Here is a 14,532-nt window from a genome sequence, read left to right on the forward strand (position 1 = left end):
CACAGCAATACACGCTGCTATGAAAACAGATGTATTCCGCGCGGAAAAGTGTTTTTTACCTCGTAGAGAAAAGGTAGATTACCAATGGGAAGCTATGTATCCACCTAAAGAGCAAGGATGTTATCAACGTGAACGACGAAAACCTACACGGACTCAATGAAACACACGAAACCTCACACCTAAAAGAGTATTTAGATTACTACAAAACCCTATCAAGCCCAGGATATGGAGTATTAGTAACTGGCGACTGGGGATCCGGCAAGACACACCAAGTAACACAAATATTAAAAAAGGACGAAATTTATTATATTAGTTTATTCGGCACACAAACTACAGAAGAAATTTATTCAACCGTATATGCAAAAATGCATCCAACACTTGCCATTACAAAGGGACTGGCGAATTCTACGGATGGCGCTGGAGCGGGTCCAGTTAACGTAGGTGGTCTAGTTGCCGGCTTGGCAAACGCGTTGATAAGAGAGCACGTGAAAAACGACAGAATCCTAGTCTTTGACGATCTTGAACGGAGCAAGATCGCCACGAATGACTTACTTGGAATATTCAACAAATATCTAGAGCATCATCAATGCAGAGTAGTTGTCCTGGCACATGACAAAAAAATAGCAGATAGCTTTATAGGATCCAAAGAGAAAGTATTTGGCCAAACCATAGTTATCACTCCCAAAACCTCGGAAGCATTTGACAGCTTTGTAAAAAATATTAAATCGACAGACACCGCAGCAATTATAAATAAACTCAAATCCGTAATCTTAGACATCTTTCACGAATCAGAGACTTATTCTCTTCGAATACTAAAACACTCCATAGAGGACTTGACCAGGCTACTCAACCTTCTTGCACCAAAGCATAAAGCTCATGAAGTAGCATTGGCAGAACTCAGCAGTCTTTTCGTTGCACTTAGCCTAGAAATCAGGGCAGGCCGCTTAGTTGGTACAGACCTTGTGGACCGAGCCAATACTATATTTAGACATAAAATGGCATCAACTAGAGATTTCACAACTCCGCGACCCTCGATTTACAATGCAGCTGAGAGATATAACAGTATCGACTTAGGCAATCGCATATTAAATGATGACATACTCATAAGAATGCTTACCAAAGGCATCTATTCCGAGCCACTACTCCACGCATCATTAAACGAGAGCCTTTACTTCACAAAGGCTGCCGACTTGCCTGCGTGGAAAGTTTTCATGAAGTTTGACGAACTGAGCGAGTCCGAATCTCGCGACGCAGCAGAAAAACTTATTAGTCAATTCGATGAGAGAGAGATAACCACCCCTGGTGAAATGTTTCATCTATTTGCATTCAGATTTCTCCTATCAGAAATGACTATAATAAATAGAAGTCTCGACGAAGTCGAAGACGAATGCAAAAAGTACATTGACGACCTTCTTACCCAGAACAAAGTTAAACCGCTAAGAGGAGACATTCATCATAGCGGAACCTCATACTCTAACATTTATGACAACTACGCTAGCTGGGTCGAAGATAGCTACAAACCTCACTTCTTCAGAATAAATGACTATTTCAGAGATATTGAACGCCAGGCCACGATAAAAAGTTATCCTGAGTTCTCAAAAATACTCACAAACCTAATATCAACAGACGGAGCAAAATTCGCTGAAAAAGTCAGCCATACAAATAGCGGAAACAATGATTATGCAACCATTGATATTATGCCATGCATTAACGCTAGCGATTTTGTCCAAGAATGGATGGGATCACCAGCAAAACACTGGAGACATATTAGCAGAGGAATAGAGCAAAGATATTCTTCAGGGCAACTTTCCGGCACCCTCAAAACTGAAAAACCTTGGTTAGTTGAGGTCATGCGCCTAATTGACCGAGAACATGAAAAAGCCACACAGTTCAGAAAAAAACGAATTAGTCGAATTTGGTCAACTGACTTTAGAGATTTAGTTAATCAATCTTAGCCGTAATAGATTTTTTGGAGGGCCCCAGATAATTGAGGCCCTTGCTTTTCAAAGAAAATTTAAGCTACTTCTCGTAGACCACTGACAGCGCAATCGATCCATGCGGCCCCAGCCCTAGCTAACTCTCTAGCTTTGCCTTCACTGATACCATAATACTTACCCACCCGTACCATGGGCCATTTCGCACCATAGTATAGCCAAATAACATCGCCCATCTGTTGATCCCTGTGGCTAAGTCTTGCCACCGCACTATCGACGGCAATGGCCCAGTCATCTGTTATGCAGTAATTCTTACTAGCTGAAGTCTGTGCGCCCGCCTGCCTCATAAGCGCAAAAGTCGGAGACGTGTAACCAGGCACACCCATATCGCCCATTCTCCACCAACCCCACTGTTCCAGCAGGTATTCGGTGTCCCCCAATGGCCGGCCAGCCGGCTTACGAATCATCATGCTCTCAATCCCCTGTGTAATTTGTTCCGCCTGCTCCCAGGCGGTTTGGTTGCTCGTATTAGCTATGCGGCCATGTCGGTTTTGGAGGAGTCTTTAACGCCAAGACTTCGCGCTCTACCTGCTGCAATTTGAAACTCAATTGGGTGACCAACTCATCGACAGAAAGCACCAGCTTGGTATCCTGAACAACCCAACCTGAGCCGTTGCAATCCGTGCAAACCAGCTCATAAAACACCCCCGCCACTACCGCCTTACCCTTGCAGATCGAGCAGGGTTCAAGCTCGATCCGCTCCCGCTTAAAGCCAGGCCCCTGTCGTTTCTGCACTTTTTAAAACCTCGCCCTTAACAAATTGTGGTTCTTGCTCGCAGGCCCCGCCATTCAAGGCGTCTACGAGGTTTTGCGAATCTTCATATCTAACGCCTGTCTGCGCGTGAATCGCCTTGAAGCCGCGCGCATCTAACCAGTCGTGCCACTTCACCAACGCCAAGCGGCGCTGCTCTTTGGCCTGAGTGTTGATGTACGTTGAGGCGATCTTGCCGAGCGAGTGGTTGAGCAGCATCTCGCCAATGTGGCCGTCGACGCCAAGGTCAGTCCAGGCAGTTCGGGTTACCTTGCGCAGGTCGTGACTGGTCCAGGCGCCCTGCCCTAGCCGGGTGAATACAGCGCTGGCTTGGTTGTCGCTCAGCGGCTTGCCACGGCGCGAAGGGAACAGAAAGGCCCCGTCGTAGCCCTGGGCAGCCTGGCGGTCACGGTAGCGGCACAGCAGCCCGACAACTTGGTCGGTCAAAGGCACCCGAAGCTCGGTCTTCGTCTTGGTGTGTTCGGCAGGCAGGAACCACTCGCGCTCCGGCAGTGCAATGTCAGCCCACCGTGCTTGGCGGGTTTCGCCAATCCGGGTGCCGTGACAAAGCATCATCAAGGCCAGCATGGCGTCACCCGGCGCGCTCTCGAAGCGCTCAGCCAGCAGTGCCACCAGTTCGGGTAACTGCACGTCGCGAAGGCGCGCAGGCTTGGGCAGGATTCGGGCCGTGGTGAAGTTGCTGAACTTGAGCTCGGCCATCGGGTTGAAGGGGATCAGGTCGAGCTTGCGCGCCTGGCGGAAGGCCATGGCGACGAGGCGGAACAATTGCTGAACGTAGGACAGCGACAGCTCTTCCTGCGCCGGCCACATCAGCTGCCTGTCCAGAGTTTGGGCGTTGAGGTCGCTCAGCAGCAAATCGTCCAGGCGCGGCTTGAGCTGGCAGCTGATTGCAGACTTGATAGCCGCCCGACGCTTGTCCGAGAGCGCTCGCGATTTAGCCATGCGATCGCCAAACCAGTCCAGCAGCTCGCCCACGGCCACCCAGCCCGAAACGCTCGCAGCGCCGTCAGCCGCCACACGCAGCCGTACCGCCGGGAGCGCCGCGACCACCTGTTTGCTGCTGAGGTCGGGAAAATGCCCGATCAGGTGCCATTGACGCTTGTGGAGCAAGTACCAGGAGCCGCGCGTTCGGTTCTTCAAGTACCGAAAGTGAAGCGCTGGATGGCTTGCATCCCGCAGGTCACGCACGTGCTCAAGCTTGGCGTTGCGCGCGATCTCGGCATCCGACAATTTCACCGTCAGGGTTTTTATTTGGGTGTTCACGAAGTGACCTCCTTGGGGGCTCGGAGATCAACGACCTCGAAAGTGTTGGGCCACATCCAGGCGCCGTAGCGCCTGGCCATAGCCGCGTCGGCAAACAGCGCAAGCGCGTGGTCCGGAGGCGAGCTCAAGTCGACCTTGAACGAGCAGCAGAACACTGCCCAGCGGTAGGTATCGATCTCAGGAAGAGCCAGGCGGCGATCAGGCATGACGGGCGACTCCTGATCGCATGGCACGCATCTCGGCAAGCGCTCTGTTGCCGATCTCCGGCGTGCGGCGCCCTTCAGCTCTCTCAGGCAGCGCCAAAGGCATCCTCTGCAATGGCAGGCCCTCGATAAGGCGCCGAACTGTGATAGTGTAATTGCGCTCGAACAGTTTGAGGCTGAGCGATTCCTCAAGCTTGTTCAGGCTTTCAAAACCACACTCTTTCGCGGTGTGCCAAACCGCGTCGTGGCTCCATCGCGCACGTCCGGCCATGCAGGGATGGGCATTGCGGCACGCTTCGCGATGCGCCGCAGAAAGCGTTGGCAGGCCAAGCATCTCGGCAGTCGGCGTGCACCAAGCGATAAACACACCAGGCGCAGGCACGAAGTCCCGACCTGACTGACGAGCGCCCATCAGACCGAACTGCAACTGATCCAGGCTGCGCAGTCCGGCCTCAAGAAACGCTTGAAGCCATTCTTTTTTGGCAGCCTTGTAGGCCGCCACATCCGGCCAAGCCTGCTTCCAGGCAGGAAAAATCGCGCGCAACTGGCGGAACAGGCCGTTGATCACGGCGGCAGTTTCGCGGTTAAGTTCTACCTGAACCTCCTGTGGCAGAGTTTGTTCCTTTTCGATGTACTGGCCCGACTGCACCTTCGCCCAGAGCCCAGTCGTTACGACCGCGACGCTTTTCATTGGGATACCCCCTGCTCATTCCAGCCAGTGTCGTCATCATCAAAGTCTTGAGACGCTGGACGGGGTGCGAACGGCTTGACGTTGGAGTTTCTGTTGAGGTCGTTGCGCACCCACTTGACCAACATGCTGACCCACTCGGCCTCGGTATTGATCTGCCCCTTCGGCTCGTAGTAACCGGTGAACGCTTTCAAGGCATCATCGGTGAACAGATCCAACGCTACCCCCTGGTGCAGCGCATAGGTCTTCAGGATTTTCGAGTCTGGCTTCCAGTCGAGCGCCATTTCGCTGGGCATGCGAGGATCAATCGGCATACGCGCACAGAGAGGTTCTTTATTCTTCTCTACATCTTCTTTAGGTAACGCACCGCTAACGGTGGCAGCGTTACCTTTACCGTTATTTGCCTTGTGATTCGCAACCCGCTTTGCCGTGAGAAGCCGATTCTTAGCGGTCTTCCCGTTGTGCCGGTCGAAATGTGGAAGGCTAATAACGCCGTCGATCTCGATCATCCAGGCAACCGATTTCATGTGTTCGCAGAAACCGATAACGTCAACCAGGCGATCAAGTAACTTTTTGCTCACGCTCGGGGCGTTACCGTTTTCGGTTTGTTGGTCGAACCAGCCCCACACGCGCATTAACTTGCCGACGACCGCGTCTGGGTCGATGTCCGCAAAGTCAGCGATCTGGCAAACCTCTGGCTTGTCCAGGGTAGTGAGTTCGAATTTGATCCAGTCACCGGCCATTACGCAGCCTCCTGCAGCAGTTCAGCGAGGCGTGTAAGCCCCTTTAGAGTGATCATTGGGTCGAAGGCCGCGCGCTCGATTCCGGTCTCTGGGTCAGGCTTCAACGCAGTGACTTTGTGGGTCATGTGTCCGGAGGTTATGCGCGGCTGGAATGCAACCCAGCGCTTGCAGCCGTGCCGGCGAAATATCCAGCGATGCTGTTCGAGCCAGGCAAAGAGTCGAGAGGGAGCCACTCCAAGCTGCTTGGCGGCGTCAGTGATGCAGATAGCCCCACCAGCTGCCGCAAGCCGTCTGATGGCGGCCACCTTTGGAGCCTGGTCTGAAACGAGGCGTTGGAGCTCGCTGTTCTTATCGGCGAGATCGGTGGCCAGTCGCAGTGCGTCAGGCAGGGACTGAGGAATTGCGACGTGTCGTGACACGCTTACTAGTTCTTGCAAACGTGTCACGACACGATGGCGAAGCGGGACGCTGTAGCCGGTCAACAGCGTCATTACGATGTCCGGCGGAAGCAGATACTCGGTTTGCTTGCGATTGGAAGCGTCCGTATAGATGCATCCAAATCTGGATGCATCTATGTTCAGCTCGGCGAGATTGCGTTTGATGTCGCGCACGACATGGTGATGATGCTTGCCGGTCAGATCGGCGATCTCCCGACTCGACATCGTCACGGTATTGCTTGGAGCGACGAGTGTGTTCATAATGGCCCCACAAGTTTTATTGCTGTTGAAAGGACCGCCCTGCCAGGCGGTTTTTTTATGCCTGTGATTTGAGTGCTGGATGAATCAACAGCTAATCCAAATCACTTTTGCCGATTTCTGAATCAGGGGAAAATTCACCCAACCAAAGCGCTGCTTTGCGATGGAAAGGGTCGTATCTCCTCAGCGGTGAATGTTCCGTCCGAGTGCTCTTGAACCTGGATATCTCGTTCGGCGCGGAGTGCTTTTGAGATGGCAGGAGAGCTGACGCCGAGTGCCCTGGCGACAGCGGTCTGCCCGATCCTCTCTACCAGCTCTGGCAATGGCGTCTTCTTCATTTCTTGGCCCAACAAGGATGAGGTGTGCTTGCGATATTAACCGGCGGTTAGCATTGAGGCAACACCGGCGGTTAGCGCAAATAACTTAACCAACGGTTAAATTTCGCAAATGACCAAAAAGAAAGAGCTGTCCCCAGAACTCAAGGCTGAGTGTGAAGCGGCAAAATCCCTCTTCGTCTCGAAGAAGAATGCGCTGGGCCTAACTCAGGCCAGCTTGGCAGAGGCGGCTGATATATCGGCCGCAGCGGTAGCTATGTATTTGAACGGAACGAACCCGCTCAACTCTAAGTTCGCAGCCGTCCTATCCAGGCTCCTCGGGGTGCCAGTAGAGAGTTTCAGTAAGCGCCTAGCAGTTGAGATTGCTGGGTTGACGAGTATCAATCATCAAGATGCCGGCCTGTCAGCATCAGAAATGGTTCGTCAGATGCTCGCAGCAAAAGGAAAAGGTCTTTCAGAGGCCGCTCGCGCAAACCTCCTTGCGGCTGCCGAGCACAGCGATTTGGGGGGCATGGTCCCCGTTGAATCCTCTCGCCCTGGCCAAGTTGGTGACGAGGTTTGGATTGCGCACTATGACGTGCGTGCGGCGATGGGCGGCGGGCAGATCCCTCACGAATACCCAGAAATGCTCCAGGACATAAGGGTCAGCCCCAAGCATCTGCGCGACCTTGGCGTCACCTTCAAAGAGCACTTCCACCTCAAGATGATCACCGGCTGGGGGCAGTCAATGGCGCCGACGATCAAGGATCGCGACCCACTGCTGGTAGACATAACTGTCCGGGAGTTCACCGGGGATGGCATATACCTCTTCTCCCACGACGACATGCTTTACGTGAAAAGGCTGCAGAAGAAAGGCAAGGGCCACTTCAAGATGATCTCGGACAACAAGCATCATGATCCCGAGGATATTCGGGTGGATGACACCTATATCCTGGCACGCGTGCTACTGGTGTGGAATGCCAATTTAGTATAGCTATCATGCTATAGGGGTGCTTTGGCACCCTAAAATCGCCGAAAAGGAATTGCAATGACGAGCGATCAAACGATTAAAAAACCTGAGAGATCAAAGCTGTCGGTAACATCGGATGATTTTGTCCGGTTTCTAGAAGCAAAGAATCCCGAAAGCGACTGTCCAGTATGCGGCGAGGAGACATGGACCATTATTTGCCCCTTCGATCATGAGGATGCTCCGGATACTTATCGCCTCGTAACCCGGCTGAAGGACGGAGCTAGACCGATGACGGTATCAAGTTTCGGTCTGTTTTGTGACAGCTGTGGCTACTTAAGGCAGCACGTAGCCAAAGTCGTAAGGAAGTGGGCTGACGACAATCCTATCGAACCAGAGCTCGAATTTGGGCCATCTCCTACAGATGAGGACTAAAATGCAAATTAAGTTCTCAACGTGCGGGGAGATCAAGGCTGGCTTTGAGAAAGCCTCACCAGCGTTCAAAGCACCCTCTCAGCACTCCGGAGTGGAGGGAGCGAGTGACAACGTGAAAGGCGTGGGACATACTAAATCCATGACTGAAATTACGCGCGAAGAATTCAACGCAAAGCTTGAGACCATCGAAGTCAAGATGGACGCTCGGGTTGAGTCCGTATCTGCAAAAATAGATGCCTTTGTAGCTATCCAAGCGGAACGTGACAAGAGAATGGAGGCAACTCTCAATCAAATTTCCAGCAATCATGGAGAAATAAAGTCGAGTATTGGCTCGATGAAAACGACCATGATAGTAACTGCAGTATCCACAGTTCTCGCCATTGTGATCGGTATCGCAGGGTTTAACGCCATGCTCACCTCCAACATGGTTGCATCCTTCCAAATGGGTAGGAGTGAGAAAGCTCTTGATACGCCGCCAGCTCAGAAGTCGGAGCAGGCACCAGCATCGGCTCCGCAGAAGTAAAACGAAGCCCGCCATTGAGCGGGCTTTTTGTTGTCCGTTAGAAAGGCGCCGCCTCTTCTTCCTGCTCAAACTCAACCTCGCCCCTCCCCGATACCTCGACCTCCTGCTGCTCCCACCTCACCGTCACGCTGCCGTCGTCATTGAGCGTCAACTCAAGCTCGTCGGTTTCGGCTATTACTCCTAGAACCTCTTCCCACTCCCGATCTCCGTCCGTGTCCAGACGATGAATCGTCACCCAGCGCTGCACCTGCGCCACCGGGTGATTGATCATCGATGATACCCGCAGCGCCAGGCGCTCTATGCCGCTCATTTCTGTTTTTTGCTCTTGCTTCTTCTGTGCGCTGCCCATCTTAACCCTCCATACAATACTGTATGCATATACAGCCAAAGGAGAGATTACACCAACCGCACACAAAATAAATTAACCGGCGGTATTGACTAAAATATAAACCGCCGGTTAACTTGAGCCATCGCCGGATAACAACCGGCCAGATGGAAGGCAGCGATGAACCGGCCTCAACGGTTCAGAGGGTTGGCAACTGACCCGGGCGTGCAGCGTAAAGCGCCAAATGCAGTTATCCAGCGGGAGAACAAGCCGAAAGGCCCGCGGCTGGACGAACAACTTGAATTGATCTGTACCGCGCCAGTAGCGCCGAAAGATCAGCGGGAATTTTCACTGATGCACCTGGTTGGCCGGGTGCATTGGGAAACCAACCGGGAGTCACATTGATGGAAGCAACAATCGTCAGCGGCGCATGGAAGGGTCATCTCGGACGTGGCCTTGCGCCGAAAGAATTGCATTACCTGCTAGGAACCGCCCAGGGCATGACGGCCAAGGAGATTGCCCGTCAGTTTGACGTGGCGGCTTGCACAGTGGCCAAGCGGCTGTCCTGCGCGATGTTCAAGCTCGGTGTTACCCGTCAGACCGCCGCGGTTGCCGAGGCAATGCGCCGCCAGATCATCTCGCCGATGTGCTTCGCCCTGGCTGCGCTGATCGCCATGCACGCAGTGATCGGCGATGACGCCATGCGCCGTGACCGCCGGGCGCCTGAACGCCGCACCGCCCAAGTGCGAGTGCTGCGTCAGGCGGAACGTCCAAGCCTGATTGCTTAACCGAACAACCAGCGCCACGACAGCCTGTCGTTAACTGCCCGAGGCCCTGGTAATCCCCAGCACCAGGCTGCATCGGAGATCGCTCGGCTGACTGCCCCGAGATAGCAAGGTGGCCACCTTTACCCGAGCCAGAGCGACGAACAACGCGGCGAAGACGGTTTACTCGCCAGCCAGATTCGAGCGATCTCCGATGCGGACGAAAACGCGGCCTATAACCGCCCACCTGCATGCAACAACCCTTGAGAACGGTGGCCACTGCCAACCCAGTGAGTGAACAGCGGAGGATTTGCAGCCATGTGAACTTCAAACCCAGGCGCTCGACCGCCCCCCCCTGCGTGACATAGGGAGGTCTATGTAACGCAACGAAAAGCCCGGTCCCTACCGGGCTTTTTTACGGCTCGCCGTTATTCGTCAGCACCCTCCCCTGGGCCCACCGGCACTCACCAGGCGGTCAGGCTGCTGACGAATAAACGCAACCACAACCAAGGAGTCGGCATGAACCCAGCCATCCAACAAAGCCAAGCCGTTCTGCAGGCCCTGCGGGAACGTGTTTCGCTTTCCACTTCGGAGATGTACATGAAGATCGGTCGCGAAGAACCGGTGAGGGTGCCCCGCTTCAACGTGGTGCCGCTCGGCAAGAACCTGTTCGATGTGGTGGAGCGATCCACTGGCGTTTCACGCGGCGCACGCACCGGCCACGACGGCGCCTGCCAGTACGCCGATCAGCTCGAGCGCAAAGCTGACTTCTTCAGCGCTGCTAAAGCAACTTCGCGCCGCTTCGGTTTCCGCATGCTGCGCTGGACGCTCGGCTTTGCCGCGATGATGGTGCTGTTCGCCTACTACGGTGCGCAGCCATGATCGGCGTGCCTATGCCCAACCCGCGCGACTCGATCATCGACAACCTGAACCAGCAGTTGGAAGCGTTCTTCGGCGCCGGCAACAAGGCCCAGGAGATCGCGCCGGGCGTCAGCGGCGAGGTAGGCGGCCCCATCAAAAGCACGCGTAGCAACAAACTCCGCGTCGAGCGCGACAAGATCGCCCCCAAGCTGAAGGAGGCTGTCGAGTCGGGCGCATCACTCCACCAGGCATGCCTTGCCGCAGGCATCGACTACAAGCGAGCCCGCCTCATTGCTTGCGAGAACGGCTTCAAGCTCCCAAGCAATCCATGAAGCGCATCAGCAAACAGGTGCGGCAGCGCCGGCGGCAGGCATGGCTTGATTTGCCAGCACATGAAATCGAAGAGGTAGGCCATGGCCGAGGAAGAGCAGCAGCCGACGGCGGAAGCCCTGAAGCAGCGCCGCAAGCGCGAGAAGGCGAACGAGAAGAACGCTTCATTGGGCGTCGAGAAGTTTACGGTTGAGGTCGCCGACGTGTTCAAGGCCGACCTCAAGCGCCTGATGAAACAGCACGGCTTCAACAACCAGCAGGAGGTGTTCCAGAACCTTCTGAGAAACGTGATCGCCGCCGACTTCGAAACGGCGGCGCAGATGCTCAAGTGTGTCACGACACCTTTTTTTGTTACCGAAAAGGTGTCGCAGATCATCAGGGCAGCAGGCATGAAGTCACTCGAAGACGAACCACCAGAGCCTGACGACGAAATCGAACAGCCCTCCTGATTCACGCCAACCTATGCGCCGGTGACCAATTTACACTTTTGGCTGCCAGCTAGGAGCGCCAGACGAAATAAGCTCTTCCTCACACCTCGCCCAGTATTCAAGAAGACTTTTCTTCGCCTCATCTTTGGTGGCAAACGGGCCGGCTGGCAGAGTGACCTTTCTGACTTGGTCGTCAACCTGAACTGAAAATCCGGCGTCGTTCAAGTCCTGAACAACTCTTCCTTTCGTTCTGCGACCCGTGTTAGTGAACCCTTCGGCAGTTAGCTCAAGCACGACTTCGGCAATTTTAACCATTTGCTTTCTCCCTGATCCGGCTCCATGCCGGTCACCCGTAATACCCCATATCAAGGAACTGTGCCAGTTAGCTCGACATTTGATAGGCCAGATCGGCGATCAGCTTTAGCCCCAGGCTCACCTCGGCTTCAAGTCTTCCAGCACGAAGGCCGAGCAGCCCGAAAACCTCATCGCCTAGTTCATTATTTCGCCGTCACTTAATATCTGCATTAATCGAGGTGCGAATTTATCTCGAACCTCGCTAACATCAGAAAACTCAGCAACTGAAAGATCGAGTGCGAGAAGCTTCAAGGCTGCAACTACCTCTCTAGATTTATCACAGCGATGTCTATATTTTGACTCAGCATTGATACCTTCAAGAATGCTTAGTTGCCCCGATGAAGCTTTTTCAGCGGCAGCAAACATTTCATTTGCATCAAGTCTAAACTCGTTACTGTAGCTCTCTATCAAATTAAGGATAGAAGTCTGGTAGGCCAAAACTTTTGCCCTGTTAGCTTCAGACTTGGCGAGCGCTAGCTGTTCGTCTTGCTTCAAGGAATCAAGACGTTGAAATTTTAGTAGTTGATTAAATTCATGCTTCTGAACATCCAGAAGCTCTCTTTGCATATATACAGTCTTCAACACCGCCAAAAGCGTTACAAAAGAAACGAGCGGGCCAAAAACCCCACCAATGTACCCACCGAAGTTAGCCCACTCTACGGATGTAACTGCCAACGTTCCGCTAAACCTATATCTGTACAAGACAACCGCCACAATGATCGAAACTACAACAAAAACTACAGCAAATAATAAGAGCGCCAAAGATCGATCCATGACGCGCTGCTGATTTTGAGTCATGCCTTTCTTCCTCTGAATGATCCCGACGACGTAATCATCCAACACTTCAACATTTCACGCCAGCCGGCGAGGATCCCCTATGTCCGCACAACAGAAATTTCCTCAGTTCATCCATGGCCAGCCGAGCATGGGCCTGCCGTTCGAAAAGGAATTGGTGGTAGACCTGTTCGCAGGCGGTGGAGGCGCCAGTACTGGCATCGCCCGGGCGTATCGGGAGCCGGACGTGGCCGTGAACCACAACCCAATAGCCCTGGCTGTGCACCGCGCCAACCACCCAAACACAGCTCATTACGTCGCCGACGTGTACGAGGTTGACCCACGGAAAGCCACTGGCGGGCAGCCCGTCGCGATCATCTGGGCGTCGCCTGATTGCCGCCATCACAGCAAGGCCAAAGGCGGGGCGCCGCGTGATCGTGGCGTGCGCGGTCTGGCATGGGTGGTGATCCGCTGGTTGTTCGTTACGCGGTCCCGATTGCTCTTTCTGGAAAACGTCGAAGAGTTTTGTGGCTGGGGCCCAATCGATGATCATGGCCAACCGATCAAAGCCGAGCGCGGACGGACCTTTAAAGCGTTTATCGCGGCGATCAGCACCGGCCTGCCAGCGGAACATCCGGATATGCCGGAGATCATGCAGGCCATTGGCGAGTTCGTCCCGATGGAAGCGCTTGTGAAAGGTCTCGGCTATAACGCCGAGTGGCGCGAACGTATCGCGGCAAACGCCGGCGCCCCAACCATCCGCAAGCGCCTGTACTTGGTGGCTCGCAGCGACGGTCTGCCGATAGTTTGGCCAGAGCCGGTACGACACAAGAAGCCAACAGCGAAACAGCAGCCCTGGCGCACGGCCGCCGAGTGCATTGACTGGAGCAACCTGGGCAAAACGATATTCCGGGACAAACCCATGGCATTGAATACGCGCCGCCGGGTGGCCAAGGGCATGTGGCGCCACGTCATCACCAGTGAGAAGCCATTCATTGTGCCGATGCGCGGGACGTCCCAAGCGCACACCAGCACACACAGCGTGGATGAATCGATTTCAACCGTCAGCGCCGGCGGCACCCATCACGGCCTGGTGCAGCCCGCGGCGGCGCCGTTCCTCACCGAGTGTGCCAATGGGTCATCGCAGCGTAACTTCGACGTACAGGAAGCACTGCGCACTCAGGTTGCCCAGGTGAAAGGTGGTCATTTCGCGATGGCAGCCTGTCACCTGACCCACCTCACGCACCACGGTGAGCGCAGCGGCTACTCGCCGGACGAATCGGCCCGCACGGTCACCGGAGCTAATCGCGGTGAGCAGGCGCTCGTCGCTGCTTCGCTGGTGACACTCCGCAAAGGATCGGTAGGGGCTGACGTTGACGGCCCGCTTGAAGTGGTCGCCACCAGCACCGGGCACCACGCGGTGACGGCAGCTTTTTTCGAGCAGGCCAACGGCGGTTTCTACAAAGGCGACGGCCGATCGGCATACCAGCCCACGTCGACGATCTGCCAGGCAGGGGCCAACCAGCGACTGGCCACTGCGTACCTGGTGAAATACTACGGGTGCGACAAGGGCGGCGTTTCGCTGACAGAGCCGATGCACACGCTGCCGACAAAAGACCGGGTTGCCTTGGTGGAGGTGGTACAGGTGCCGGATACGTTGACGCCAGATCAAATGGAAGGTGCCCGCCGCTGCGCCGCCTTCATGCATGAGCATCTGCCAGAGCATTTCAAAGAGCCGGCCGAGATCGTCATGATCGGCGGATATGTGCTGGTGGACATCACCTTGCGCATGCTGCAGCCGCCAGAGCTGAAAGCCGCACAAGGCTTCGACAAGGACTACATCATTGACCGAGGCCTGTTCGTTGACCCAGTGACCGGCACCGAGCAGTGGCTGCCGATCAACAAAACAAATCAGGTCAGGCTCATCGGCAACAGCGTTTGTCCAGATGAAGCCGAAGCCTTGGTCAGGGCGAATGCCGCCGACATCATCGAACTTTACCAACGCCTCGCCGCATAAAGTGAATACCCCCCTTCAGGCTAATGAGCTGCCTAGATTAATAGGTGGCCCAAAAAGTTAGTTGGTGAACCGCGAGCAAAAA

General features: G+C 54.5%; 20 protein-coding genes. 10 read left to right on the top strand and 10 right to left on the bottom strand.

Annotated elements, in window-relative coordinates; translation table 11 throughout:
* The first annotated feature begins 128 nt into the window (after window positions 1-128).
* Window positions 129-1,955: a P-loop NTPase family protein gene (locus tag BFN10_RS24370; protein ID WP_130898108.1), complete on the top strand. Its 1,827-nt coding sequence runs from the start codon at window positions 129-131 to the stop codon at window positions 1,953-1,955.
* 59 nt (window positions 1,956-2,014) lie between these two features.
* On the opposite strand, the gene BFN10_RS24375 is transcribed toward BFN10_RS24370, so the two are convergent.
* The 7 genes from BFN10_RS24375 to BFN10_RS29060 form a co-directional block, all read right to left on the bottom strand.
* Window positions 2,015-2,404 (bottom strand): antiterminator Q family protein, encoded by a 390-nt coding sequence (locus tag BFN10_RS24375; RefSeq protein ID WP_173668590.1) that lies wholly within the window; start codon window positions 2,402-2,404, stop codon window positions 2,015-2,017.
* Window positions 2,405-2,700: 296 nt separating this feature from the next.
* A complete protein-coding gene (locus BFN10_RS24380) occupies window positions 2,701-4,029 on the bottom strand; it encodes a tyrosine-type recombinase/integrase (protein WP_071491841.1) in 1,329 nt (442 codons plus the stop codon).
* Window positions 4,026-4,235 (bottom strand): hypothetical protein, encoded by a 210-nt coding sequence (locus tag BFN10_RS24385; protein WP_071491842.1) that lies wholly within the window; start codon window positions 4,233-4,235, stop codon window positions 4,026-4,028. The genes BFN10_RS24380 and BFN10_RS24385 overlap by 4 nt, the downstream gene beginning before the upstream one ends.
* Window positions 4,228-4,923: a replication protein P gene (locus BFN10_RS24390; protein WP_071491843.1), complete on the bottom strand. Its 696-nt coding sequence runs from the start codon at window positions 4,921-4,923 to the stop codon at window positions 4,228-4,230. The genes BFN10_RS24385 and BFN10_RS24390 overlap by 8 nt, the downstream gene beginning before the upstream one ends.
* Window positions 4,920-5,663, bottom strand: a complete 744-nt coding sequence (locus BFN10_RS24395; RefSeq protein WP_071491844.1) for a DnaT-like ssDNA-binding domain-containing protein — start codon at window positions 5,661-5,663, stop codon at window positions 4,920-4,922. Before BFN10_RS24395 ends, BFN10_RS24390 begins: the two co-directional genes overlap by 4 nt.
* Window positions 5,663-6,325, bottom strand: coding sequence for a phage regulatory protein/antirepressor Ant (locus BFN10_RS24400; protein ID WP_071491845.1), 663 nt, complete (start codon window positions 6,323-6,325; stop codon window positions 5,663-5,665). Before BFN10_RS24400 ends, BFN10_RS24395 begins: the two co-directional genes overlap by 1 nt.
* A gap of 170 nt (window positions 6,326-6,495) precedes the next feature.
* Entirely contained in the window at window positions 6,496-6,696 is a 201-nt protein-coding gene (locus BFN10_RS29060; protein ID WP_083351475.1) for a Cro/CI family transcriptional regulator, read from the bottom strand.
* A 109-nt stretch (window positions 6,697-6,805) separates the two neighbouring features.
* Here BFN10_RS29060 and BFN10_RS24405 point away from each other — a divergent pair, with 109 nt between their 5' ends.
* The 3 genes from BFN10_RS24405 to BFN10_RS24415 are packed head-to-tail and all read left to right on the top strand — an operon-like array spanning window position 6,806 to window position 8,597.
* Window positions 6,806-7,666, top strand: a complete 861-nt coding sequence (locus BFN10_RS24405; protein ID WP_071491846.1) for a S24 family peptidase — start codon at window positions 6,806-6,808, stop codon at window positions 7,664-7,666.
* A 54-nt stretch (window positions 7,667-7,720) separates the two neighbouring features.
* Window positions 7,721-8,074: a hypothetical protein gene (locus tag BFN10_RS24410; RefSeq protein WP_071491847.1), complete on the top strand. Its 354-nt coding sequence runs from the start codon at window positions 7,721-7,723 to the stop codon at window positions 8,072-8,074.
* A gap of 1 nt (window position 8,075) precedes the next feature.
* Entirely contained in the window at window positions 8,076-8,597 is a 522-nt protein-coding gene (locus BFN10_RS24415) for a hypothetical protein (RefSeq protein WP_083351476.1), read from the top strand.
* Between the two features lie 37 nt (window positions 8,598-8,634).
* Here BFN10_RS24415 and BFN10_RS24420 read toward each other — a convergent pair whose 3' ends face one another.
* Window positions 8,635-8,946, bottom strand: coding sequence for a DUF1654 domain-containing protein (locus BFN10_RS24420; RefSeq protein ID WP_071491848.1), 312 nt, complete (start codon window positions 8,944-8,946; stop codon window positions 8,635-8,637).
* A gap of 156 nt (window positions 8,947-9,102) precedes the next feature.
* On the opposite strand from BFN10_RS24420, the gene BFN10_RS24425 reads away from it, so the two are divergent.
* The 5 genes from BFN10_RS24425 (at window position 9,103) to BFN10_RS24445 (ending at window position 11,326) form a co-directional block, all read left to right on the top strand.
* Entirely contained in the window at window positions 9,103-9,327 is a 225-nt protein-coding gene (locus tag BFN10_RS24425; RefSeq protein WP_071491849.1) for a hypothetical protein, read from the top strand.
* Window positions 9,327-9,710, top strand: a complete 384-nt coding sequence (locus tag BFN10_RS24430) for a LuxR C-terminal-related transcriptional regulator (RefSeq protein ID WP_071491850.1) — start codon at window positions 9,327-9,329, stop codon at window positions 9,708-9,710. Before BFN10_RS24425 ends, BFN10_RS24430 begins: the two co-directional genes overlap by 1 nt.
* Before the next feature lie 495 nt (window positions 9,711-10,205).
* Window positions 10,206-10,568 carry a hypothetical protein gene (locus tag BFN10_RS24435; RefSeq protein ID WP_071491851.1) on the top strand — a complete coding sequence of 121 codons (363 nt, stop codon included), beginning with the start codon at window positions 10,206-10,208 and terminating at the stop codon, window positions 10,566-10,568.
* Complete coding sequence (locus BFN10_RS24440; protein ID WP_071491852.1) at window positions 10,565-10,879, top strand: hypothetical protein; 315 nt, start codon at window positions 10,565-10,567, stop codon at window positions 10,877-10,879. Before BFN10_RS24435 ends, BFN10_RS24440 begins: the two co-directional genes overlap by 4 nt.
* An 81-nt stretch (window positions 10,880-10,960) precedes the next feature.
* The gene (locus BFN10_RS24445; protein WP_071491853.1) at window positions 10,961-11,326 is read left to right on the top strand and encodes a hypothetical protein; all 366 of its coding nucleotides are present in this window, start codon (window positions 10,961-10,963) and stop codon (window positions 11,324-11,326) included.
* Between the two features lie 30 nt (window positions 11,327-11,356).
* Here BFN10_RS24445 and BFN10_RS24450 read toward each other — a convergent pair whose 3' ends face one another.
* Window positions 11,357-11,620 carry a hypothetical protein gene (locus tag BFN10_RS24450; RefSeq protein ID WP_071491854.1) on the bottom strand — a complete coding sequence of 88 codons (264 nt, stop codon included), beginning with the start codon at window positions 11,618-11,620 and terminating at the stop codon, window positions 11,357-11,359.
* A 174-nt stretch (window positions 11,621-11,794) separates the two neighbouring features.
* Complete coding sequence (locus BFN10_RS24455; protein WP_130898109.1) at window positions 11,795-12,457, bottom strand: hypothetical protein; 663 nt, start codon at window positions 12,455-12,457, stop codon at window positions 11,795-11,797.
* A 79-nt stretch (window positions 12,458-12,536) separates the two neighbouring features.
* Here BFN10_RS24455 and BFN10_RS24460 point away from each other — a divergent pair, with 79 nt between their 5' ends.
* Window positions 12,537-14,450 (top strand): DNA cytosine methyltransferase, encoded by a 1,914-nt coding sequence (locus tag BFN10_RS24460; RefSeq protein ID WP_071491856.1) that lies wholly within the window; start codon window positions 12,537-12,539, stop codon window positions 14,448-14,450.
* The last annotated feature ends 82 nt before the right edge of the window (window positions 14,451-14,532 follow it).

Origin of the sequence: Pseudomonas extremorientalis (assembly GCF_001870465.1) — a bacterium.
GTDB lineage: Bacteria > Pseudomonadota > Gammaproteobacteria > Pseudomonadales > Pseudomonadaceae > Aquipseudomonas > Aquipseudomonas extremorientalis.

Bases quoted from the DNA above. Each gene is read 5' to 3' on its own strand.
- BFN10_RS24425 (WP_071491849.1), top strand. From the start codon at position 9,103: ATGAACCGGCCTCAACGGTTCAGAGGGTTGGCAACTGACCCGGGCGTG.
- BFN10_RS24460 (WP_071491856.1), top strand. From the start codon at position 12,537: ATGTCCGCACAACAGAAATTTCCTCAGTTCATCCATGGCCAGCCGAGC.
- BFN10_RS24455 (WP_130898109.1), bottom strand. From the start codon at position 12,457: ATGACTCAAAATCAGCAGCGCGTCATGGATCGATCTTTGGCGCTCTTA.
- BFN10_RS24450 (WP_071491854.1), bottom strand. From the start codon at position 11,620: ATGGTTAAAATTGCCGAAGTCGTGCTTGAGCTAACTGCCGAAGGGTTC.
- BFN10_RS24405 (WP_071491846.1), top strand. From the start codon at position 6,806: ATGACCAAAAAGAAAGAGCTGTCCCCAGAACTCAAGGCTGAGTGTGAA.
- BFN10_RS24420 (WP_071491848.1), bottom strand. From the start codon at position 8,946: ATGGGCAGCGCACAGAAGAAGCAAGAGCAAAAAACAGAAATGAGCGGC.
- BFN10_RS24430 (WP_071491850.1), top strand. From the start codon at position 9,327: ATGGAAGCAACAATCGTCAGCGGCGCATGGAAGGGTCATCTCGGACGT.
- BFN10_RS24415 (WP_083351476.1), top strand. From the start codon at position 8,076: ATGCAAATTAAGTTCTCAACGTGCGGGGAGATCAAGGCTGGCTTTGAG.
- BFN10_RS24395 (WP_071491844.1), bottom strand. From the start codon at position 5,663: ATGGCCGGTGACTGGATCAAATTCGAACTCACTACCCTGGACAAGCCA.
- BFN10_RS24445 (WP_071491853.1), top strand. From the start codon at position 10,961: ATGGCCGAGGAAGAGCAGCAGCCGACGGCGGAAGCCCTGAAGCAGCGC.
- BFN10_RS24435 (WP_071491851.1), top strand. From the start codon at position 10,206: ATGAACCCAGCCATCCAACAAAGCCAAGCCGTTCTGCAGGCCCTGCGG.
- BFN10_RS29060 (WP_083351475.1), bottom strand. From the start codon at position 6,696: ATGAAGAAGACGCCATTGCCAGAGCTGGTAGAGAGGATCGGGCAGACC.
- BFN10_RS24375 (WP_173668590.1), bottom strand. From the start codon at position 2,404: ATGATGATTCGTAAGCCGGCTGGCCGGCCATTGGGGGACACCGAATAC.
- BFN10_RS24385 (WP_071491842.1), bottom strand. From the start codon at position 4,235: ATGCCTGATCGCCGCCTGGCTCTTCCTGAGATCGATACCTACCGCTGG.
- BFN10_RS24440 (WP_071491852.1), top strand. From the start codon at position 10,565: ATGATCGGCGTGCCTATGCCCAACCCGCGCGACTCGATCATCGACAAC.
- BFN10_RS24410 (WP_071491847.1), top strand. From the start codon at position 7,721: ATGACGAGCGATCAAACGATTAAAAAACCTGAGAGATCAAAGCTGTCG.
- BFN10_RS24400 (WP_071491845.1), bottom strand. From the start codon at position 6,325: ATGTCGAGTCGGGAGATCGCCGATCTGACCGGCAAGCATCATCACCAT.
- BFN10_RS24390 (WP_071491843.1), bottom strand. From the start codon at position 4,923: ATGAAAAGCGTCGCGGTCGTAACGACTGGGCTCTGGGCGAAGGTGCAG.